The organism is Mesorhizobium sp. WSM4312 (assembly GCF_002294875.1).
In the GTDB taxonomy this organism is placed as follows: Bacteria; Pseudomonadota; Alphaproteobacteria; order Rhizobiales; family Rhizobiaceae; genus Mesorhizobium.
Genome location: NZ_NSFU01000011.1, coordinates 103,119 through 123,954 on the forward strand (window position 1 = coordinate 103,119; position 20,836 = coordinate 123,954).

20 protein-coding genes and 1 pseudogene are annotated in these 20,836 nt (G+C 64.6%); 4 read left to right on the forward strand and 17 right to left on the reverse strand.

Going from position 1 to position 20,836, the window contains the following annotated elements; translation table 11 throughout:
- Nucleotides 1-489: 489 nt before the first annotated feature.
- From CK228_RS19800 to CK228_RS19815, 3 genes are all read right to left on the reverse strand, one after another.
- Nucleotides 490-1,125, reverse strand: coding sequence for a class I SAM-dependent methyltransferase (locus CK228_RS19800; protein WP_095788917.1), 636 nt, complete (start codon nucleotides 1,123-1,125; stop codon nucleotides 490-492).
- Between the two features lie 50 nt (nucleotides 1,126-1,175).
- Entirely contained in the window at nucleotides 1,176-1,985 is an 810-nt protein-coding gene (locus tag CK228_RS19805) for an amino acid ABC transporter permease (RefSeq protein WP_095788918.1), read from the reverse strand.
- 269 nt (nucleotides 1,986-2,254) lie between these two features.
- Complete coding sequence (locus CK228_RS19815) at nucleotides 2,255-3,052, reverse strand: basic amino acid ABC transporter substrate-binding protein (RefSeq protein ID WP_095788919.1); 798 nt, start codon at nucleotides 3,050-3,052, stop codon at nucleotides 2,255-2,257.
- Between the two features lie 290 nt (nucleotides 3,053-3,342).
- Here CK228_RS19815 and CK228_RS19820 point away from each other — a divergent pair, with 290 nt between their 5' ends.
- Complete coding sequence (locus CK228_RS19820; protein ID WP_210202898.1) at nucleotides 3,343-4,167, forward strand: isocitrate lyase/phosphoenolpyruvate mutase family protein; 825 nt, start codon at nucleotides 3,343-3,345, stop codon at nucleotides 4,165-4,167.
- 24 nt (nucleotides 4,168-4,191) lie between these two features.
- Here CK228_RS19820 and CK228_RS19825 read toward each other — a convergent pair whose 3' ends face one another.
- The 3 genes from CK228_RS19825 to rplS all read right to left on the reverse strand — a co-directional run bounded on the left by CK228_RS19825 (nucleotide 4,192) and on the right by rplS (nucleotide 5,884).
- Nucleotides 4,192-4,728 carry a MarR family transcriptional regulator gene (locus tag CK228_RS19825; RefSeq protein ID WP_095788921.1) on the reverse strand — a complete coding sequence of 179 codons (537 nt, stop codon included), beginning with the start codon at nucleotides 4,726-4,728 and terminating at the stop codon, nucleotides 4,192-4,194.
- Complete coding sequence (locus tag CK228_RS19830) at nucleotides 4,725-5,138, reverse strand: organic hydroperoxide resistance protein (RefSeq protein ID WP_095788922.1); 414 nt, start codon at nucleotides 5,136-5,138, stop codon at nucleotides 4,725-4,727. The genes CK228_RS19825 and CK228_RS19830 overlap by 4 nt, the downstream gene beginning before the upstream one ends.
- A gap of 200 nt (nucleotides 5,139-5,338) precedes the next feature.
- Entirely contained in the window at nucleotides 5,339-5,884 is a 546-nt protein-coding gene (gene rplS / locus CK228_RS19835) for a 50S ribosomal protein L19 (protein ID WP_095788923.1), read from the reverse strand.
- A gap of 326 nt (nucleotides 5,885-6,210) precedes the next feature.
- On the opposite strand from rplS, the gene CK228_RS19845 reads away from it, so the two are divergent.
- The gene (locus tag CK228_RS19845) at nucleotides 6,211-6,963 is read left to right on the forward strand and encodes a sulfite exporter TauE/SafE family protein (RefSeq protein ID WP_095788924.1); all 753 of its coding nucleotides are present in this window, start codon (nucleotides 6,211-6,213) and stop codon (nucleotides 6,961-6,963) included.
- On the opposite strand, the gene trmD is transcribed toward CK228_RS19845, so the two are convergent.
- Both trmD and rimM read right to left on the reverse strand, forming a co-directional pair.
- Nucleotides 6,945-7,643: a tRNA (guanosine(37)-N1)-methyltransferase TrmD gene (gene trmD, locus CK228_RS19850; protein ID WP_095788925.1), complete on the reverse strand. Its 699-nt coding sequence runs from the start codon at nucleotides 7,641-7,643 to the stop codon at nucleotides 6,945-6,947. The two genes, CK228_RS19845 and trmD, sit on opposite strands and share 19 nt — an antisense overlap.
- Entirely contained in the window at nucleotides 7,640-8,239 is a 600-nt protein-coding gene (gene rimM, locus CK228_RS19855; protein WP_095774791.1) for a ribosome maturation factor RimM, read from the reverse strand. Before rimM ends, trmD begins: the two co-directional genes overlap by 4 nt.
- A 96-nt stretch (nucleotides 8,240-8,335) precedes the next feature.
- On the opposite strand from rimM, the gene CK228_RS19860 reads away from it, so the two are divergent.
- Both CK228_RS19860 and CK228_RS19865 read left to right on the forward strand, forming a co-directional pair.
- A complete protein-coding gene (locus tag CK228_RS19860; RefSeq protein ID WP_095788926.1) occupies nucleotides 8,336-9,274 on the forward strand; it encodes a tyrosine recombinase XerC in 939 nt (312 codons plus the stop codon).
- A gap of 62 nt (nucleotides 9,275-9,336) precedes the next feature.
- Nucleotides 9,337-10,404 (forward strand): TraB/GumN family protein, encoded by a 1,068-nt coding sequence (locus tag CK228_RS19865; RefSeq protein WP_095788927.1) that lies wholly within the window; start codon nucleotides 9,337-9,339, stop codon nucleotides 10,402-10,404.
- 677 nt (nucleotides 10,405-11,081) lie between these two features.
- Here the strand turns inward: CK228_RS19865 and lpdA are convergent.
- The 9 genes and pseudogenes from lpdA to CK228_RS19915 form a co-directional block, all read right to left on the reverse strand.
- Nucleotides 11,082-12,497 (reverse strand): annotated as a pseudogene (gene lpdA / locus CK228_RS19875) (dihydrolipoyl dehydrogenase); the annotation flags it as partial.
- 74 nt (nucleotides 12,498-12,571) lie between these two features.
- Entirely contained in the window at nucleotides 12,572-13,327 is a 756-nt protein-coding gene (locus tag CK228_RS19880; protein WP_095788929.1) for an SDR family oxidoreductase, read from the reverse strand.
- Nucleotides 13,324-13,833, reverse strand: coding sequence for a hypothetical protein (locus CK228_RS19885; RefSeq protein WP_095788930.1), 510 nt, complete (start codon nucleotides 13,831-13,833; stop codon nucleotides 13,324-13,326). Before CK228_RS19885 ends, CK228_RS19880 begins: the two co-directional genes overlap by 4 nt.
- A gap of 9 nt (nucleotides 13,834-13,842) precedes the next feature.
- The gene (locus CK228_RS19890) at nucleotides 13,843-14,595 is read right to left on the reverse strand and encodes a DUF4241 domain-containing protein (protein ID WP_095788931.1); all 753 of its coding nucleotides are present in this window, start codon (nucleotides 14,593-14,595) and stop codon (nucleotides 13,843-13,845) included.
- A 16-nt stretch (nucleotides 14,596-14,611) separates the two neighbouring features.
- Nucleotides 14,612-15,889, reverse strand: coding sequence for a 2-oxoglutarate dehydrogenase complex dihydrolipoyllysine-residue succinyltransferase (odhB, locus tag CK228_RS19895; RefSeq protein ID WP_095788932.1), 1,278 nt, complete (start codon nucleotides 15,887-15,889; stop codon nucleotides 14,612-14,614).
- Between the two features lie 31 nt (nucleotides 15,890-15,920).
- On the reverse strand, nucleotides 15,921-18,908 hold the full coding sequence (locus tag CK228_RS19900) for a 2-oxoglutarate dehydrogenase E1 component (RefSeq protein ID WP_095774799.1): 2,988 nt from the start codon (nucleotides 18,906-18,908) through the stop codon (nucleotides 15,921-15,923).
- A 136-nt stretch (nucleotides 18,909-19,044) separates the two neighbouring features.
- Nucleotides 19,045-19,947 (reverse strand): succinate--CoA ligase subunit alpha, encoded by a 903-nt coding sequence (gene sucD / locus CK228_RS19905; RefSeq protein WP_095774800.1) that lies wholly within the window; start codon nucleotides 19,945-19,947, stop codon nucleotides 19,045-19,047.
- 12 nt (nucleotides 19,948-19,959) lie between these two features.
- Nucleotides 19,960-20,457, reverse strand: coding sequence for a DUF1579 family protein (locus tag CK228_RS19910; protein WP_095788933.1), 498 nt, complete (start codon nucleotides 20,455-20,457; stop codon nucleotides 19,960-19,962).
- Nucleotides 20,458-20,460: 3 nt separating this feature from the next.
- Entirely contained in the window at nucleotides 20,461-20,832 is a 372-nt protein-coding gene (locus CK228_RS19915) for a cupin domain-containing protein (RefSeq protein WP_095788934.1), read from the reverse strand.
- Nucleotides 20,833-20,836: the final 4 nt, after the last annotated feature.

Consider the following 20,836-nt stretch of genomic DNA (forward strand, 5'->3'; position numbering starts at 1 on the left):
AAGCGGTCTAGCTAAGTCGGCTGGTCAAAGCGCCGCAGACGCGCGCGGAGAAGCGCGACGGCAGGCGTTTTCTGTCCTGCAGCACGAACCCCTTGTAGGCCGGATCGCCAAAAAGCTCTTCCATGGCGTGGCTCATACCAATGTTTTGGCTTTTCGGCAATTGCGGCGTGGCCTGGCGGGCTCCCCGCCCTCACTTACACATCTTCAGGGGCAGGAAGGGCACCAAGCTCGACGAACTCGCGCCTTTCCTCTCCCCCGTCGATCGGGGGAGAGGTGGCTCGGCGAAGCCGAGACGGAGTGGGGGTCGACCAGGCTTGGCCGTTGTTGTTTCAAGCCGGGGCGATGCCTCGCCAGATTGAGGCCCTGTGGCAAGTTGTCAGCGGCGGTGCATTCGAGGACCGCCTTCCCCCACTCCGTCGCTGCTTCGCAGCGCCACCTCTCCCCCCTCCGGAGGGAGAGGAAGGGAGCCAAGATCGGGGAACTCGCAGCTCACATCACCTCGAACACAAAAGTCTTCACCAACGCATCCGGCTCGGCGATCGCGTAGCAGCGAAACCACGGACTTTGCTCGACCGGCCGCCATTTTCTCGCCTGCTCCAATTCGTCGAACACGGCCTGAAACCCGCCGCTCTCGAACACCTGGTCGCGCACGGTGAAGATGGCGTGGCCGCCCTTTTTCGTGATGCGGACAAGTTCGTGCAGGCCGGAGGCCGGCGCATGGCTGATGGTGAACACGCCAGTCGAGAAGAAAGCGCGGAAATGACCATCCGGCCATGGCAGGGGACCGCCGAGCATCGCCTGTTTCAGATCGCCATAGGCATTGCGGCTGCCGGCGATCTTCAGCATGTCGCCCGAGAGGTCGAGCCCGGCAATGTCGTGATAGCCCAGCGCCTTCAGCGACGGACCCGACAGGCCGGTGCCGCAGCCGGCGTCGAGCAGCGGCCCTTCGCCAGCCGGAACATGGCGCGCCACCCAGGCGGTGATCAGGAACGGCAGGAGATAGCCGAGCGAGGCGGTCTCGCTGTCATAGGTCGCGGCCCAGGCGGCATAGGCCTGCGCCAGCGTTTCCGGCGTGTCCGCGCCATAGACGGAATCCAGCGCCGCATTAGCCTTGTCGACGCTCATGAGACCTTCCTCGATGTCGACGGGATCGGAACCCTGTCCTCACCCAAAAACTATTCCTCGTGCTGGCGGCGCAGGCGCCGCTCCAGCGCCCTGAGCGCCAGCGACAGGCCGACGGTCAGGATGAGATAGATATAGGCAACGATCGAATAGGTCTCGAAGAAGCGGAAAGAGCCGGCGGCATAGATCTTGCCCATCTGGGTGATGTCGGCGACGCCGAGCACCGAGACCAGCGAGGAATCCTTGACCAAAGCGACGAAATCATTGCCGAGCGGCGGCAATATGGTGCGGATCGCCTGCGGAAAGACGACCAGCCGGAAGCGTTGCGCACGGCTCAGCCCAAGCGCCTTGGCCGCCTCGATCTGGCCCTTCTCGACCGCCTGGATGCCGGCGCGGAAGACCTCCGAGATGAAGGCGGAGTAGCCGATTGTCAGCGCCATGATGGCCCGCCACAACAGCGACACGTCGCGCACCAGGAGCTCGCCCAGATAGCCCGCGCCTTGCAGCGGCGCGGTCAGCGCGTTCCAGGCCGCGACGAAGGCCGGCGCGCCGGCAAAGGCGATCCAGAACAACAGCACCAGGATCGGCACGCCGCGGATGATCTCGACATAGAAGCGCGCGACCTGGCGAAGCCAGGGCAAACCCGACAAGCCCATCAGCGCAACACCGAGACCGATGATCGACGCCATGGCGAAGGCGACGACGGTGACGAAGACGGTGATGCCGATGCCCTTGGCGACCGTGGCGAAGACCTGGGCATAGAGATCGCTGGCCGCGATGAACAAGGCCGCCGCCAGTGCAAGCACGGCGGCAGCGGCAAGCCACCAGGGGAATTCGGCTTTGGATGACGAAGGCGGTGCCATCAGGCGATGTCGCCGCGATGGAAGTCCCGAAAGGGTAGCGCCAAGGCACCCCCCTCTGGCTTGCCAGCCATCTCCCCCTCAAGGGGGGAGATCGGATATTTGATCGGCTTTCGCCAACCATCGACGTCGACTGGAGGGCGCCGTGAGCCGAACACCCGATCTCCCCCCTTGAGGGGGAGGTGCTCGGCAGGGCAGAGGGGGGCGTTCAAGCGCAAACTCAGCGCGAATTGCCGGGCATGATCATCATGAAATGCACGTCGCAAGGAGGCTCACTGCCCCATCTTGTAGTCGAGAAACCACTTCTTGTTCAGCGCATCGAACGTGCCATCCGCCTTGAGCGCGGCGATCGCGGCGTTGACCGGCTTCACCAGGTCCGATCCCTTCGGGAAGATGAAGCCGAAGTCCTCGGTGCCGAGCGGGCCGCCGATCAGCTTGAGCTTGCCCTCGGAAGCATCGACATAGCCCTTGCCGGCGGTGCCGTCGGTCAGCACGACATCGACGTCGCCCGACTTCAGGGCCTGCACCGTGGCACCAAAAGTCTCGAACAGTTTGATGCGCGGATTCTGCTCATTGCCGTCGAGCACGCTGTAGACGGCGGTGTAGAAGGGCGTGGTGCCGGGCTGCGCGCCGATCAGCCCGTCCTTGAAGGCGCCGAAGGTCTTGGCGTCGGTGAAGCGGCTTTCGTCGCCGCGCACCAGCATGAACTGCTCCGAGCGCATATAGGGGTCGGAGAAATCGACCTTCTCCTTGCGGTCGTCCTTGATGGTGATGCCGGTCATGCCGATATTGTACTGATTGTCGGAAACCGCCTGGATCATCGCGTCCCAGGAGGTGTTCCGGTACTCGACCTTGAAATTGAGCCGCTTGGCGATCTCGTTCATCGCGTCATATTCCCAGCCGATCTGCTTGCCCGTCTTGGGATCGATGAACTGCAGCGGCGGATAGGCGTTTTCGGTCACCACCACCACTTGTCTGCCGCCGAGATCGGGCAGCGCCTGCGCGAAGGCGGCAACGGGCGCCAGCACGAGGGCCAGCAGGCCGGCCAGCAGCAGTTTCGACTTGGTCATGACACACTCCCGGAAAATTGAAGGCGCCCGGACAGGCGCCGGGCTTGAAGGAAAGACGGCGCCGACTTTAGCTTTCCGCAAGCGCCATGCAAGACGGTCCGCTGCTCAAGCTCACGCTAAAGTGGATTGCGATGCCTTCAACCCCGGAATTCAGGGATAATCCGTACCCCGCACGGCAAGTGCCGAGGACACGTCCTTCATGCGGCCGCGCAGTGCCTGGCCCTTGCCGCATGGTGCAAGCGGAGGCACATTCCGGGATCCTTCGACTTTGGAAGAGGAGTGTTGGCCTGGTGGCATCCCGTGCGGAGAAAGTTGAGACCTTTCGAGCGCTTCATCGCGCCGGTTGCTTCATCATCCCCAATCCGTGGGATGCCGCGGGTGCGAGGATGATGGCGGGGCTAGGCTTCAAAGCGCTGGCGACGACCTCCTCCGGCTACGCGTTCTCGCGCGGCAGGAAGGACGGCGCAAACGATATCAGCCGTGACGACAGCTTGACCTACGCGGCACAGATAGCTGCCGCGACCCACCTTCCGGTGACCGCCGACTTCGAGGATTGTTACGCTGCCACTGCCGACGGCGTCGCCGAGACAGTCAGGCTTGCGGCGGAAGCCGGTTTGGCCGGCGTTTCGATCGAGGACCGGATGCCCGATTCCTTGCATCCCATTCGCGATTTCGACGATGCCGTGGCGCGCGTGGCCGTCGCGGCCGAGGCCGCGCGCTGCCACAACATCGTGCTGACGGCTCGCGCCGATGGCCTTGGCAAGGGCACTTACGATCTGGACGAGGCGATCCGCAGGTTGAAGCACTTCGAGGCGCTTGGCGCGGACGTGCTTTATGCGCCCGGCGTGAAGGATCTCGACGGCGTGCGGACGATCTGCCGGTCGGTCGGCTCGCCCGTCAACCATGTTCTGGGCCAAGGCGCTTCCGGCTTGACGTTCGCTGAGATCGCCGATGCCGGGGTTCGCCGCATCAGCCTGGGCGGTTCGCTGGCGCGCGCGGCGGGCGGAGCGTTGCTCTCGATCCTGTCCGAGATCGCGACAGGAAAGTTCTCAAGGCTGGACACCGCGCCCTCATGGCAAACGCTGCGCCATCCCGTGAGAGATGTCGAGCGCTGACATCACCGGTCGGCATGGCATGAATTATCCCAAACCCGGAACCAGCGGTCTCGCGTCCGCCGGCCGGTCATCGGCGGTGGCGTTGCGCAAGCCGGCGACGAGATGGGTGAGCGTCGCGTGCAGCGCTTTCGCCTCGCCTGGCTCCAGCGGCACGCTGCAGGCGAGTGCCAGGGACACATCCTTAGCGTGCGCACCCAGCGCCTGGCCCCTGGCCGTCGGCTCGACCAGCACGCGGCGCTCATCGGCGGCATCGCGACGGCGGGTGACGAGCCCGCCCGCCTCCATCCGCTTGAGCAGCGGCGTCAGCGTCGCGGAATCGAGGCCCAGCGCCTCGCCAAGGGCGCCCACGGTGCTCGGTGCGTGCTCCCATAGCGCCAGCATGACCAGATATTGCGGATAGGTCAGGCCGAGCGGATCCAGCAACGGCCGATAGAGCTTGGTCATCAGCCCGCTCGCCGAATAGAGCGCGAAGCAGAGCTGTTGGTCGAGCCGAGGCGCCATGATCGTCCCGGCGGTCTCCGCCGGGACGTCGCTGGTGGTCTTTGTGGTCTTTCCCGTCATGCCGCCTTTACCGAAAGCGCCACCTCGACATTGCCCCGGATGGCGTTGGAATAGGGGCAGATCTCGTGTGCTTCCGATACAAGCGCTTCCGCGGCCGCCTGATCAAGGCCTTTGGTCTGCGCCGCGAGCGCGACGCCGAGCTTGAAGCCCTCGCCATTGGGAAGCAGGCTGACGGTGGAGGTTACCCCGGCATCGGTGAGCGGCAGCTTCTGTTTGCGCGCGACGAAGCGGATGGCGCTTTCGAAGCAGGCGGCGTAGCCGACGGCGAAAAGCTGCTCGGGATTGGTAGCGCCACCCGGCCCGCCGAGTTCCTTGGCCATCGCCAGATCGACCTTGAGCAGGCCGTCGCTGGTCTCGCCATGGCCGGCGCGGCCGCCGGTGACGTGAGCCTGTGTGGTGTAAAGTGCCATTTCAAATCTCCAATTATTCTGTGCACGATTATTTAGTGCACAAGATAATTGGCAGTCAAGCCTCTCGTGACGAAGCACCGATGTCGCGGCCAATCGCCAAGGTGTCCGCAACCATGAAGAACCATGGTCGACTGCCTTGGCCGTTCGCCAACGAAAAAAGGCGGCCGAAGCCGCCTTTTTGAATGGGATTTCCGAAAGCCTTATTCGGCCGAGGTCGCCTCGGCGGCCTTGGCTGCCTCAGCCTCGGCGGCGGCCTTCTTCTCTGCGGCTTCCTTGGCGGCCGTCTCGGCGGCCAGCGCCTGGGCGGCGGCGACCTTCTCGGCCTCGATGCGGGCCTTCTCGGCGTTCAGCGCGTCGCGCTCCTCATCGTTGAGCTTGCGGGCGCGCACGCCGGTGTTTTCCGAAATACGGGCCGACTTGCCGCGACGGTCGCGCAGGTAATAGAGCTTGGCGCGACGCACCTTGCCGCGGCGCACGATCTCGACGCCCTCGACCATCGGCGAGAAGACCGGGAACACGCGCTCGACGCCTTCGCCGTAGGAGATCTTGCGGACGGTGAAATTTTCCTGGAAGCCGGAACCGGCGCGGGCGATGACGACGCCCTCATAGGCCTGGACGCGGGTGCGGGTGCCTTCGGTCACGCGGACCTGGACGCGCACGGTGTCGCCGGGCTGGAATTCGGGGAGCTTGCGCTTGGCTTCGATCTTGGCGGCCTGCTCGGCCTCGAGCTGACGGATGAGATCCATCTCAATAATCCACTTCTTGTTCTTCCGACAGTCAGAGCGTCCGACACTCGCCTTGCAGTTCCATTGACCGCTCGGCTATGTCCTTTGCCTCCGAGACATTCGTCTGCAAGACATCGGACAGGGGCGACTACACCGTCATTGTTGACGGGTCCGGCAGATTTTTCTTCCGGTTCGGCGCGCACATACAGCTATTTCAGCGCTTTGTCACGCCCGCGCACGAGTCTTTTTTGCCGGCATGGCACCATCGTAATCGCTTCGTGCCGGGTTGCGCCGGCCCTCGGGCCTTTCTAAGCCTGACATAACAGAGTTTTCCGCGGTGGCATTCCATGTCTGTCTTCGACGCCATCCTGCTGTTCCTGGCGGGCTTCCTGTCCGGCGCCGCCAATGCGGTTGCCGGCGGCGGCACCTTCGTCACCTTCGGCGCCATGACACTGGTCGGCGTGCCGCCGATCGTCGCCAACGCCACCTCCTCGGTCACGCAATTCCCAGGCTATATCACCTCGACGCTCGCCTACTGGACCGATATCAGGCATTTCTGGCGCGGTGCCCTGCTGCTGTGCCTGATCTCGGCGGCCGGTGCGCTGGCCGGCGCCTTTATCCTTCTGGCACTGTCCAACCCGTCCTTCCGGGCCCTGGTGCCGTGGCTGCTTTTGGGCGCGACCGCCCTGTTTGCCGCCGGGCCGTGGCTGAAGCCGGCGCCAAAGCCCGGTCATGGGGCGGCGGTCGGCTCGCTCGCCGGTTTGCTGGCACAGTTCGTCACCGCCATCTATGGCGGCTTCTTCGGCGCCGGCATGGGCGTGATGATGCTGGCGACGCTTGGCCTGACGCAGGCCGGCGACTACCACAGGCTGAACGCGCTGAAGAACATGCTGGCCGTGGTCGTCGCCGCGGTGGCGATCATCGTCTTCGTCTCGGGTGGCGTCGTCGCCTGGCCGCAGGCGATCGTCATGATTCCGGGCGGCGCGCTCGGCGGCTATGCCGGCGTGTGGATCGCCAAGCGCGTGCCGCAGAGCGTCGTACGCAGCTTCGTGGTCGCCGTCGGCCTGTTTCTAGCGTTTTATTATTTCGGCAAGGGGTGAGCGCCGAGAAGGTCCGGCCGTCGCTCTCTCGTCAGCTTCTCCGACTCCGCCCGCCGCCAGGCGGCGATCTTCTTGTGATTGCCGGAGATCAGCACTTGCGGAATCTCCCCCCCCTCGAACTCCTGCGGCCGCGTGTAGTGCGGATGCTCGAGCAGGCCGTTTTCAAAACTTTCTTCCTCGCCCGACACCGCATTGCCCATCACGCCGGGTAGCAGCCGCACCACCGCGTCGAGCAGCACGAGCGCCGCCGGCTCGCCGCCGGAGAGGATGAAATCGCCGATCGAAACTTCCTCCAATCCCCGAGCCTCGATCAGCCGCTGGTCGACGCCCTCGAAGCGGCCGCACAGGATGAGGGCCCCCGGCCCGGCGGCAAGCTCGCGTACTCGTGCCTGGGTCAGCGGTTTTCCACGCGGACTCATCAAAAGGCGCGGACGCGCATCGCCCGGCGGTGAGGCATGGTCGATGGCTTTGGCCAGGACATCGGCGCGCATCACCATGCCGGCGCCGCCGCCGGCCGGCGTGTCGTCGACGGTGCGGTGCTTGTCGGTGGCGAAATCGCGGATCTGGATCGCCTCCAGCGACCAGGTCCCAGCTTCGAGCGCGCGGCCCGCCAGCGACAGGCCGAGCGCGCCCGGAAACATCTCGGGATAGAGCGTCAGCACCGAGGCCTGGAATGTCACCGGTTGCCCCCGGCGTCGCGCGGTCCGCGCGGCCTGCCCTTCGGGTCGAAGTCTTCCTCGCGCGGCGCCTCGCCATCCTCGTCCTCGACCAGCCCGGCCGCCACAGGGTCGACGCGGACAAAGCCCTCGGCGATCGACACATCAGGCACGGCGGCCTGGGTGAACGGGATCAGCACGCCCTTGCGGCCGGCAAGCGTCACGTCGAGAATGTCGCCGCCGCCGAAATTATGCACCGCGACCACCTTGCCGAGCGCGGTGCCGGTGTCGTCGCGAACCTCCAGTCCGACCAGGTCGGCATGGTAGAATTCATCCTCCTCGCCGTCGTCCGGCAGCATCGAGCGGTCGACGAACAATTCCGTGCCGGCGAGCGCTTCGGCGGCATTGCGGTCGCTGATGCCCTTGAAACGCACCACGACGACGGTGTTGGCCGGCCTTATGTCCGTGATCTGGAAGGCGCGGCCGTCCCTGGCATAGAGCGGCCCATAATCGGCCAGCGCCATCGGGTCGCCGGTGAAGGTTTTCACCCTGAGTTCGCCCTTGATGCCATGGGCGGCGCCGATCACGGCCATCTGGACAGGGTTTTGCGGCTTGCTCATGGCGAATATCCTTTGGCCTGCTCTAACGCCACGCGGCTGTCATTTCAATGACGCGCTCTTCACCGCTTCCTAACCCGGATACAAGAAAATGCCGCCATGCAGGAATTCCTCATCCCGGCGAAACCCGATCTCCAGGCGGCGCGTGAAAGCTGGCTGAAGATGCTCGCGCGTGAACGTCGCCTGTCACCCGAGACAGTGGAAGCCTATGAGCGCGACACGCGCCAGTTCCTGCATTTCCTCACCGGCCATTGCGGCGGCTCGCCCGGCATTTCCGACATCGCCAATCTGCGTCCGGCCGACCTGCGCGGCTTTCTTGCCGCCCGCCGCAACGCCGGCGCCGGCGCCCGCACGCTGGGACGAGGTCTCGCCGGCATCCGCTCGCTGCTGCGTTTCCTCGAACGCCGTGGCCTGGTCAACGCCGCCGGCGCCGCCGCGCTACGCGCGCCGCGCCAACCCAAATCGCTGCCAAAACCGCTGACGGCGGGCGACGCCAAACAGGTCGTGTCGGTGGAAGGCCAGCTGGCCGAGGAACCCTGGATCGCCGCCCGCAACGCCGCCGTGCTGACGCTGCTCTACGGCTCGGGACTGCGCATTTCCGAAGCGCTCGGCCTCGCCGGCGCCGATCTGGCATCCGAGGCCGACACCGTGCTGCGCGTCACCGGCAAGGGCGGCAAGACGCGGCTGGTGCCGGTGCTGCCGGTGGCGCTCAGGGCAATCGCCGAATACCGCCGGCTCTGCCCCTACCATCTCGACCCGAAAGAGCTTTTGTTTCGCGGCGCGCGCGGCGGCCCGCTCAACCCGGCCATCATCCAGCGCGACATGGCGAAGCTGCGTTCGGCGCTGAACCTGCCCGACACCGCGACGCCGCACGCGCTGCGCCACTCCTTCGCCACCCATCTGCTCGGCCGTGGCGGCGATCTGCGCACCATCCAGGAGCTGCTCGGCCACGCCAGCCTGTCGACGACGCAGATCTACACCGGCGTCGATACCGCAAGGCTGCTGGAAATCTACGAATCGGCCCATCCGAGGGCATAAACCCTTCAATTTCGCGGTACCAGTTAACCGTTTTGCCGCTTTTCAGTCCTAGGAATGGGATTATGAAACGCGTCATTGCCATCGCCGACCGTGCAGCTTCCATCTCGCTGAAGCTGCTTGTCGCGCTTAACGTGCTGTTTTTCCTGTCCTTCCTTGCCGTCCTGCTGTTCGCGGCCGGCAGGGCGCATGCGGAAGTCCCGACCTGCAGCGGCGCCGACATGCTGTCGGCCCTGCAAAAGAGCAGCCCTGCCACCTACGGCAAGATCGAGGCGGAAGCCGCCGCCACGCTGAATGGCAAGGGCCTGCTGTGGAAGCTGGAGAAACCGGGCGAACAGCCCTCCTACCTGTTCGGCACCATGCATATGACCGATCCGCGCGTCACAACGTTGCCACCGGAAGCACAGAAGGCCTTTGACGCCGCCGGCACCCTCATCATCGAAACCACCGACGTGCTCGACAAGCAGAAGATGATGACGGCCATGCTGAAGGAGCCGGACCTGATGATGTTCACCGACTCCACGACGCTGTCATCCTTGCTGAAGCCGGACGAAGCGGCGGCGATGAACGCAGCACTCGAAGCGCGTGGCATCCCGCCGGCAACCGTCGCCAAGATGAAGCCGTGGCTGCTGTCGGCGATGATGGCGCTGCCGGCCTGCGAACTCGCCCGCCAGTCCGGCGGGGCACCGGTGCTCGACGTCAAGCTGGCCGAGAGCGCCAAGGCGGCCGGCAAGCCGGTGGAAGGTCTGGAAACGGCCGAAAGCCAGTTGCGCGCCATGGCCTCGCTGCCGCTCGCCTTTCATATGAAGGGCCTGGTCGACACGCTGAAGCTCGGCGACAAGGTCAACGACATCAACGAGACCATGATCGTGCTCTACCAGCGCGGCGACACCGGCATGTTCTGGCCATTGTTCCGCGCCGCCATGCCGGACGAGCAGAACGATCCCTCGGGCTATGCCGCCTTCGAGGAAACCATGATCACCAGCCGCAACAAGGTGATGGTCGATCATGCCGGGCCGATCCTGGCCAGGGGCAACGCCTTCATGGCGGTCGGCGCGCTACACCTGCCCGGTCCCGAGGGACTGGTCGAGGATTTCCGCAAAGCCGGCTATACTGTCACCGCCGTCAATTGAGTCGGATGGCAGCGGGGGGACCAAAACGCCGCGTTTCCGGCGGTTTCCTTCGCCAGAGTGAAACCCATTCAACGGTTGCGCGTTGATGGCTATTGATTGATCATTTTCATCCACGGAGGACACTTTTATGGCGAATCCATCGAACGACACTCCCAGGCCAAGCGGCGGCGGCGGCGGCAGCCCCTGGCTGATTGCGCTGGTCGTCGTTATCCTGGCGATTGTCGCATATTACGTTTTCGGCAGAAGCGGCGAGCATCCGGCACCCGCCGAACCGCCGGCGGCCAGCACACCGGCTCCCGCGCCAGCTCCGGCAGAACCGATGAAGCCCGCTGAACCGGCCAAGCCGGCAGAACCAGCTCCTGCTCCTGCTCCTGCTCCGGCACCCGCGCCCGCGCCCGCGCCGGCCCCTGCGCCCGCTCCGGCGCCCGCACCAGCGCCTGCTCCAGCACCGGCCAACTGATCGGCCCGGCACCAGATACCAACGGCCCGCTGAAATGCGGGCCGTTTTGTTTTGGGTGATGACCGTTGGGGGCCTTGGCAGCGGAGCAGAATTCCGCACCGCAGGAGCGCTCTGAAGCCACCGCATGGATCCCTTGGGCTGCGGACCAGCTCCAGGGGTCTGCGCCGCGTCGCTTCGCTCCTTGCTCCGCCATAGGACGACGAAGCGCTGGGCGCCCTCAGATATGGATCGGCTTGAAGAAGGTGGCCAGCGCCGCTTCCTTCACCGCTTCCGACATCGTCGGATGCGCATGGCAGGTGCGGGCGAGATCCTCCGACGAACCGCCGAACTCCATCAGCACCGCCGCTTCGTGGATCATCTCGCCGGCGCCGAAGCCGACAATGTGCACGCCGAGCACGCGGTCGCTGGCCTTGTCGGCGAGGATCTTCACAAAGCCGTCCGTGCGCAGCATGGCGCGGGCGCGGCCATTGGCGCTGAACGGGAATTTTCCGACCTTGTAGTCGATGCCGGCCTTCTTCAGCTCCTCCTCGGTCTTGCCGACCGAGGCGATTTCCGGACTGGTGTAGACGACGCTCGGAATGACCTCGTAGTTCACATGGCCCACCTGGCCGGCGATGGTTTCGGCCACCGCCACGCCCTCATCCTCGGCCTTGTGCGCCAGCATCGGCCCGGCGATGACATCGCCGATGGCATAGATGCCCGGCACATTGGTCTTGAGATGCCCGTCGGTCTTGACCCGGCCGCGCTCGTCGACCTCGACGCCCGCTTCCTTCAGCCCGAGACTGTCGCAATAGGCGCGGCGCCCGGTGGCGATCAGCACGACATCGGCAGCGATGGTTTCGGCGGCGCCACCCTTCACCGGCTCGAAGCTGACGGTCGCACCCTTCTTGGCCTTGGCGACGCCGGTGACCTTGGCGCCGAGCTTGAATTCGAAACCTTGCTTGGACAACAGCCGCTGGAACTGCTTGGAGACCTCGCCGTCCATGCCGCCGAGGATCGTGTCGAGGAACTCGACGACGGTGACCTTGGCGCCGAGCCGCGCCCAAACCGAGCCGAGCTCGAGCCCGATGACGCCGCCGCCGACCACCACCAGATGGCCGGGAACCTTGTCCAGCGCCAGCGCGCCGGTCGACGACACGATGATTTTCTCGTCGAAATCGACCTTGACGCCGGGAATGCCGGCAACGTCGGAACCGGTGGCGATGACGATGTTCTTGGTCTCGATCTCCTCGACCTTGCCCTCCTCGCCGGTCACCGACACCTTGCCGGCCGCGACCACCTTGCCGGTGCCGCGGAAGCTGTCGATCTTGTTCTTCTTGAACAGGAAGGCGACGCCGTTGACGTTGGACGACACCGTCGCATCCTTGTGCGCCATCATCTTCTTCAGATTGAGCTTCGGCGCTGGTATCTCGACGCCCAGCGTGTCGAAGGAATGGCCGGCCTCGGCGAACATTTCGGAGGCATGAAGCAACGCCTTGGACGGGATGCAGCCGATGTTGAGGCAGGTGCCGCCGAAGGTCGCGTTCTTCTCGACCACCGCGACCTTCAGGCCGAGCTGTGCCGCCTTGATGGCGCAGACATAGCCGCCGGGTCCCGATCCGATAATAACGACGTCATAAGCCATGATATTGTCCTTCTGTTTTGAGCATGATGCCGAAAAGTGTGACGCGGTTTTCGGATAACATCATGCTCGAACTGCATGAGCGCTCAGCGGCCGCCGCTGACATTCAGGATCGCGCCCGTCGTATAGGACGCGGCGTCGGATAGAAGATAGAGAACCGCACCCGCGACTTCATCCGCGGTGCCGGCTCTTTTCATCGGCAGCGTGTCCTGGATCAGCGCCACCCTATCCGGCTGTCCGCCGGAAGCATGGATGTCGGTGTCGATGATGCCCGGCCGCACCGCATTGACGCGGATGCCTTCCAGCGCCACCTCGCGGGCGAGCCCGACGGTGAACGTGTCGATGGCGCCCTTGGAGGCGGCATAGTCGACATAATTGTCCGGCGCGCCCAGCACCGCCGCAGCCGATGAGATGTTGACGATGGCGCCGCCCTTGCCGCCATGGCGCGTCGACATGCGCTTGACCGCCTCGCGGCCGCACAGAATGGAACCGACGACATTGATGCGCATTATGCGCTCGAGCCGTGCCGCGCTCATCTCCTCGACACGCGCCTTGGCGTCGACAATGCCGGCATTATTGACGAAGGCGTCGAGCCGGCCATAGCTGCGGTCGACGGCCTCGAAGATGGAGATGATATCGGGCTCGCTGCCGACATCGCCCTTGACCGCGAACGCATCACCGCCGGCAGCCTTGATTTCACCGACCAGCGCATCAGCGGCAGCGTTGTTCGAGGCATAGTTGACCGCGACGCGATAGCCGGCCTTGGCCCCAAGCCGACAGACGGCGGCGCCGATGCCCCGGCTGCCGCCGGTGACCAGCAGCACTTTTTGCGCCTCGCTCATTCCTGGCATCCCTTCAGCGTGAACACATCCGACGGCACTTTCGAAAAGCCGCCGCCGCCATAGGCCGGTGACTGACGCAGCGCCGGACCGAGATCCGGCAGGATCAGCGTCTTCGGCGCCTCGACGCCTTGCGCCGGCAAAAGCCCGATGCTGCCCTTGTCGTCGGACGTGTAGATGACGCCGTGCCAGGGGGTGCAGGCGGCGAGCTCGGCGCCGGTGGTGTCGCCCTCGGGGCATTTGTACATCAAGGAACCGTTCGGCCGTGCCACGCCTTCGTTCCACATGACGATGCCGTTCAGCACGACATTGTTGTCGAGGATCATGCGGAAACTGTTGGTGACGGTGGCGGAGGTGCCGGTGGGGGTAAAATCGATCTCGCTGCCGCTTTGCGCATCGCCATAGACGGCGAGTTCGATCGGGCAGGCGGCGCGTGCAGCGGAGCACGTAACACCGAAAGCCAGCAGCACGGAGAGACAAGGTATGAAGGGCGACAGCACGCTTTGCATCAGCGCGCCCTACTCGCTCTCGCGGCCATCGGCGTTTTCCAGCACGTCGAAGTCGGTCATGAGCAGCAGTGGGGCTCCGGTCGCATCGAGCCCCCAGAATGATGGATAGACTCCGTCGCCACAACCGCTCGAGAACATCGCAATGTTAAGCGGGTTGCCGGCGACAGGGTGATGCATCAACCTGTCCTGGTTGGACTCGAATTCCATAGCCAGCACATCGTCATAGTAATTCTGCTTGGCTTCGAGCTTATCCAGCTGCTCCGACATCAGCATCATCGCCGTCCTGTCCATGAACGAGCCAAGGCCAGTGTCGACGGGATAGCCAAATATTTCGTCGTCCTTCAAGGTCGATGTATCCTGGTCGGGCAAGGTCGCCAGTTCCCAGCGCACTGGCGTGCCCGATCGGAAACGCAGCACTGCGGCGGCCACACGGCCCTGTGCTTCCAGCAGTGAAACCGGGTAGCGCCCCGGTTTGACCTTGCGGCTCAACGCCGGCCAGGTCTTTCCGGTGGTCAGAGGATCACACGCAATAATCTCGCCCGTCGGCAAATCCAACTCACCGATCGGGGCAACGGTTATCTCGCGCTCCGCCATTTGCGCTTCGCTCAGATCGAAGACGCCTAGATTGGCGCTCGCGTGCGCCGGATCCCATTCAGCCGGCACCGCCAGCGTGGACGTGGACATGGAGGTCCACGGTTCGCGTCGCAACATCCGCAGCGCACGGCCTAGCTTGAACCCTAACTGCTCCACCCAGCCGCCCATTGCGGATCAACTCCGACTAGAGATCGAGCACCAGCCGTTCCGGATCCTCCAGGCTTTCCTTGACGCGCACCAGGAAGGTCACGGCTTCCTTGCCGTCGACGATGCGGTGATCGTAACTGAGCGCCAGATACATCATCGGCCGGATCACGATCTGGCCACCCACCACGACAGGTCGGTCCTGGATCTTGTGCATGCCCAGGATGCCCGACTGCGGCGCATTGAGGATCGGCGTCGACATCAGCGAGCCGTAGACGCCGCCATTGGAAATCGTGAAGGTGCCGCCCTGCATGTCGGCGACCGACAGCTTGCCGTCGCGCGCGGCGATGCCCAGCCGGCCGATCTCCTTCTCGATCTCGGCGATCGACATCTGGTCGGCGTCGCGCACGACCGGCACGACGAGGCCCTTCTCGGTGCCGACGGCGACGCCGACATGGGCAAAGTTCTTGTAGATGATGTCGGTGCCGTCGATCTCGGCATTGACCGCCGGAATTTCCTTCAGCGCGTGGGTGACGGCCTTGGTGAAGAAGCCCATGAAGCCGAGCTTCACGCCGTGCTTCTTCTCGAACACGTCCTTGTACTTGGTCCGCAGCGCCATCACCGCCGACATGTCGACCTCGTTGAAGGTGGTGAGCATGGCGGCGGTTGACTGCGCTTCCTTCAGCCGGCGCGCGATGGTCTGGCGCAATTTGGTCATGCGCACGCGCTCTTCGCGCGAGGCATCGTCGCCGGAAGATGGCGCGCGCGCGACGATCGGTGCCGGCGCCGCCTTCGGCGTCTCGGCCGGCTGCGACGGCGCACCCTTGGCGATGGCGTCGAGCACGTCACCCTTCAGCACCTGGCCGCGCTTGCCCGAACCGGAAACCTGGTCGACCGACAGATTGTGCTCGGCGATCAGCTTTGCCGCCGCCGGCGCCGGCGGCATGCTGCGCGGCTCGATGGAACCGGCATCGCCGGCGACCTTGGCGGTTTCGGCGGCGGCCTGCTTGCTGGTCGAAGCCGCATCCGGCGACGAGGCCTGAGCCACGGCCTGCGGCTTGGTCGCCGGCGCGGTGGCGCCACCTGCCGAGATCGAGCCCAGCAACGCGCCGACACCGACGGTCTCGCCTTCCTTTGCGACGATTTCGCCCAGCGTGCCGGCGGCGGCGGCCGGAACTTCCACCGTCACCTTGTCGGTTTCGAGCTCGACCAGCGGCTCGTCGACGGCAATGGCATCGCCGACCTTCTTGAACCATTTGCCGATGGTCGCCTCGGTGACGGATTCGCCGAGAGTGGGAACGCGGATTTCGGTAGCCATTGTGCCTGTCCGTTTCTGTCGGTTCTGTTCTTTATTCGCCGAGCGCGTCTTCGAGCAAGGCGGCGAGCTGGGCAAGGTGCTTGGACATCAATCCGGTCGCCGGCGACGCGGCCGCCGGCCGGCCGGTGTAGCGCACCCGCTGATGCTTGGCGTCGATATGCGCCAGCACCCATTCCAGATACGGGTCGATGAACGACCAGGCGCCCATGTTCTTGGGCTCCTCCTGGCACCACACCATCTCGGCGTTGCGGAAGCGTGACAGTTCGGTGATCAGCGCCTTGGCCGGGAAAGGATAGAGCTGTTCGACGCGCAGCAGATAGATGTCGTTGATGCCGCGCTTCTCGCGCTCCTCGTAGAGGTCGTAATAGACCTTGCCCGAACACAGCACGACACGGCGGATCTTGGAGTCCTTGGTGAGCTTGATCGGCTGGTTGGGCAACAGCTGCGCGTCGTCCCACAACAGCCGGTGGAACGAGCTTTCGCCCGAGATTTCCGGCAGCGTCGACACCGCCCGCTTGTGGCGCAGCAGCGACTTCGGTGTCATCAGGATCAACGGCTTGCGGAAGTCGCGCTTCAGCTGCCGGCGCAGGATGTGGAAGTAGTTGGCCGGCGTGGTGCAGTTGGCCACTTGCATATTGTCTTCGGCGCAAAGCTGCAGGAAGCGCTCCAGCCTGGCCGAGGAGTGTTCGGGACCCTGGCCTTCATAGCCATGCGGCAAGAGACAGACGAGGCCCGACATTCTGAGCCACTTGCGCTCGCCCGACGAGATGAACTGGTCGAACACCACCTGGGCGCCGTTGGCGAAGTCGCCGAACTGCGCTTCCCACAAGGTCAGCGCCTTTGGCTCGGCCAGGCTATAGCCATATTCGAAGCCCAGCACCGCCTCTTCCGACAGCATCGAGTTGATGACTTCGTAGCCGGCCTGCGCCGCCGACAGGTTGTTGAGCGGGATGTAGCGGGTCTCGTCGCGCTGGTCGTAGAGCACCGAATGGCGCTGCGAGAAGGTGCCGCGCTCGGAATCCTGCCCCGACAGGCGGATCGGATTGCCGTCGAGCAGGATGGCGCCGAAAGCCAGCGCCTCGGCCGTCGACCAGTCGATGCCTTCACCGGACTCGATCGCCTCACGGCGGTTTTCGAGGAAGCGGATGATGGTCTTGTGCGCCTCGAAACCCTTTGGCACCTCGGTCAGCTTCTTGCCGATTTCCTTCAGCGTCTTGACCGGCACGGCGGTCTTGCCGCGCCGCTGTTCGTCCTGGTTGTCGGCCGTGCGCAGGCCCGACCAGGCGCCGTCCAGCCAGTCGGCCTTGTTGGGCTTGTAGCTCTGGCCGACTTCCCACTCGGATTCCAGATGCGCGCGCCAGTCGGCCTTCAGCTGGTCGAGCTCGGCCTGGGTGATGTGACCCTCGGCGATCAGCCGGTCGCCATAGATCTGCACCGTCGTCTTATGGGTGCGGATGTTGCGGTACATGATCGGCTGGGTGAAGGCCGGTTCGTCTCCCTCATTGTGGCCGAAGCGGCGGTAGCAGAACATGTCGACCACGACCGGCTTGTGGAACTTCATGCGGAATTCGATCGCCACCTTGGTGGCGTGGACCACGGCTTCCGGATCGTCGCCATTGACGTGGAAGATCGGCGCCTCGATCATCTTGGCGACGTCGGACGGATAGGGCGACGAGCGCGAGAAGCGCGGATTGGTGGTGAAGCCGATCTGGTTGTTGATGATGAAGTGCAGCGTGCCGGCGACGCGGTGGCCGCGCAGGCCGGACAGGCCGAGGATTTCGGCGATCACGCCCTGGCCGGCGAAGGCGGCGTCGCCATGCAGCAGCAGCGGCAGCACCTTGGCGCGCTCCTCCAGCGGCACGATCTCCTCGCGGCTGCGGCCGAACAGATAGTCCTGCTTGGCGCGCGCCTTGCCCATCACCACCGGGTCGACGATTTCCAGATGCGACGGGTTGGCCGTCAGCGACAGATGCACCTTGTTGCCGTCGAACTCGCGGTCCGACGAGGCGCCGAGATGGTACTTGACGTCGCCCGAGCCCTCGACCTCGTCGGGGGCGGCCGAACCGCCCTTGAACTCGTGGAAGATGGCGCGGTGGGGCTTGGCCATCACCTGGCTGAGCACGTTCAACCGGCCGCGATGCGCCATGCCGAGCACGATCTCCTTCATGCCGAGCTGGCCGCCGCGCTTGACGATCTGCTCCAGCGCCGGGATCAGCGCCTCGCCGCCGTCGAGGCCGAAGCGCTTGGTGCCCTTGTACTTGACGTCGATGAACTGCTCGAAGCCTTCGGCCTCGACCAGCTTCTGCAGGATCGCCTTCTTGCCGGTGGTGGTGAAGGAGATTTCCTTGTCGGCGCCCTCGATGCGCCCCTGGATCCAGGCCTTCTCCTCGGGGTCCGAGATGTGCATGAACTCGACGCCGAGCGTCGAGCAATAGGTACGGGTCAGGATCTCCAGCATCTGCCGGATGGTGCCGAATTCGAGCCCCAGCACATTATCGAGGAAGATCGGCCGGTCGTAGTCGGCTTCGGTGAAGCCGTAATTTTCCGGCGACAGTTCGTTGTAGTCCTCGAGCGGCTTGGCGATGCCGAGCGGGTCGAGATTGGCGTGCAGATGGCCGCGCATGCGGTAGGCGCGGATCATCATGATGGCGCGCACCGAATCACGCGTCGCCTGGTGCACGTCGGCGTCTGAAAGCACGATGCCGTTGGTGACCGCCTTGTCCTTGACCTTCTTTTCCAGGTGCTTCTCGACGATGCCCCAATTGCCGTCGAGCGCCGACACCAATTCGCCATTGGCCTGCAGCGGCCAGGACGGCTTGGCCCAGGAAGCGCCCTTGGCGTTCCTGCGCACATCGCCGGCATCGTCCTTCAGCCCGGCGAAAAACTCCTGCCATTCGGGATTGACCGAGGCGGGATCGTCCTCATAGGCGGCATAGAGCGCGTCGATGTAATCGGCGTTGCCGCCATAGAGGAACGAGGTGAGCGAGAACTGGTCGTTGGCCTGATCTTGTCTTGCCATGTCGTTTCAGCGGAGCCTGGCTCCGTCTCCTTACGTTTGCGGCAGCGCCGCGATAGTGGGCGATTCACTCGCCCTTCTTGTCCCCTCAAAGCCAACGAACCGCCGTCGGCTCTCATTCCACAACCGGCGCCGACGCTCAGCCTTTGATGGCTTCAACCAGCGTCGTGCCAAGCCGCGCCGGTGACGGCGAGACTTTGATGCCGGCCGATTCCATGGCCGCGATCTTGTCCTCGGCGCCGCCCTTGCCACCGGAGATGACCGCGCCGGCATGGCCCATGGTGCGGCCGGCCGGCGCCGTGCGTCCGGCGATGAAGCCGGCCATCGGCTTCTTGCGGCCACGCTTGGCTTCGTCCTTGAGGAACTGCGCGGCGTCTTCCTCGGCCGAACCGCCGATCTCGCCGATCATGATGATCGACTTGGTCTCGTCGTCGGCCAGGAACATCTCGAGCACGTCGATGAACTCCGTGCCCTTGACCGGGTCGCCACCGATGCCGACGGCCGTGGTCTGGCCGAGGCCGACATTGGTGGTTTGGAACACGGCCTCATAGGTAAGTGTTCCCGAGCGCGAAACAACGCCGACCGAGCCCTTGCGGAAGATGTTTCCGGGCATGATGCCGATCTTGCATTCGTCAGGCGTGAGAACGCCCGGGCAGTTCGGTCCGATCAGCCGCGAGGTCGAGCGATCGAGCCGCGCCTTGACCTTGACCATGTCCATCACCGGAATGCCTTCGGTGATGCAGATGATCAGCGGGATCTCCGCCTCGATCGCTTCCAGGATCGCTTCGCCGGCACCCGCCGGCGGCACGTAGATGACCGAAGCGTTGGCGCCGGTCCTTGCCTTGCCCTCGGCGACTGTGGCGAAGATCGGCAGGCTCTCACCCTTCGACCCGGTCCAGGTCTCGCCGCCCTTCTTGGGATGGATGCCACCCACCATCTTGGTGCCGTGATAGGCCAGCGCCTGTTCGGTGTGGAACGTACCGGTCTTGCCGGTCAGGCCCTGCACCAGCACCTTGGTGTTCTTGTCGACGAGAATGGACATCGGAGCCCTTTTCTAAAAACTGTTGATCGAGGAAGGCGAGACGCGCCGGTAGACGCCGCTCACCATGTCTTGCCAGCCATCGCTGCCGGCGGGTTTGAAATGCAGTCGCATGCGGTAGGTATCGGCATCGTCGAAAATATACGTCACGCGCGCCGCGCCGCGCGGCGACGACCGCTCCAGATCGAGCTCGCTGCCGTTCCACGTTCCCATGGCCGGCGAGGCCGGCACAAAGCCCATCGAATCGAACTGGTGCATGGTGACGAGGCGGTTCGGCTGGTCGAAGCCGAACACATTGTGCGCACCGAAGGAAATCGTGCCGTCGCGGCGCTGGCGATAGCGCTGCACCACGAACAGGCCGCCGAACTGCGCCTCCGCCAGCACTTCGGACGTCGCCGTGCCGGCATCGGCCCATTGCGTTGCCGCGACCTCTTCCTCGCCGCGCCACGCGCCGACCAGCACCTGCAGGCGCTGGTGATCGGCGGAAAGCGAGGAGAAGGAGGCCGCGTTCATCGGTCAGAGCCGCTTCAGGTCGGTGACGGTAAGGTCGCTCTTGGCGTTGCCGGTGTTGAGCGTCGTCGCCGGCTCGAACATCAGCACCACCGGCTCGGCGGTCAGCGAACGCGGCCGGTGCTCGACACCGCGCGGCACGACGATGAAATCACCCTCGCCGAGCTCGACCGGACCGTCGCGGAAATCGATCGCGATCCTGCCCCGCAGCACGAGGAAGGCTTCGTCCTCATTGTCATGCGCATGCCAGTCGAAGGTTGCGCCGAATTTGGCGACTTTGGCTTGGCTGTCGTTGATGTCGCCGGCGATATGCGGATCGAAGACCTTGCTGATCTTCTGATCCGCCGCCTCGACCAGGTTTATCTTGCGTGGAGGCACAGGC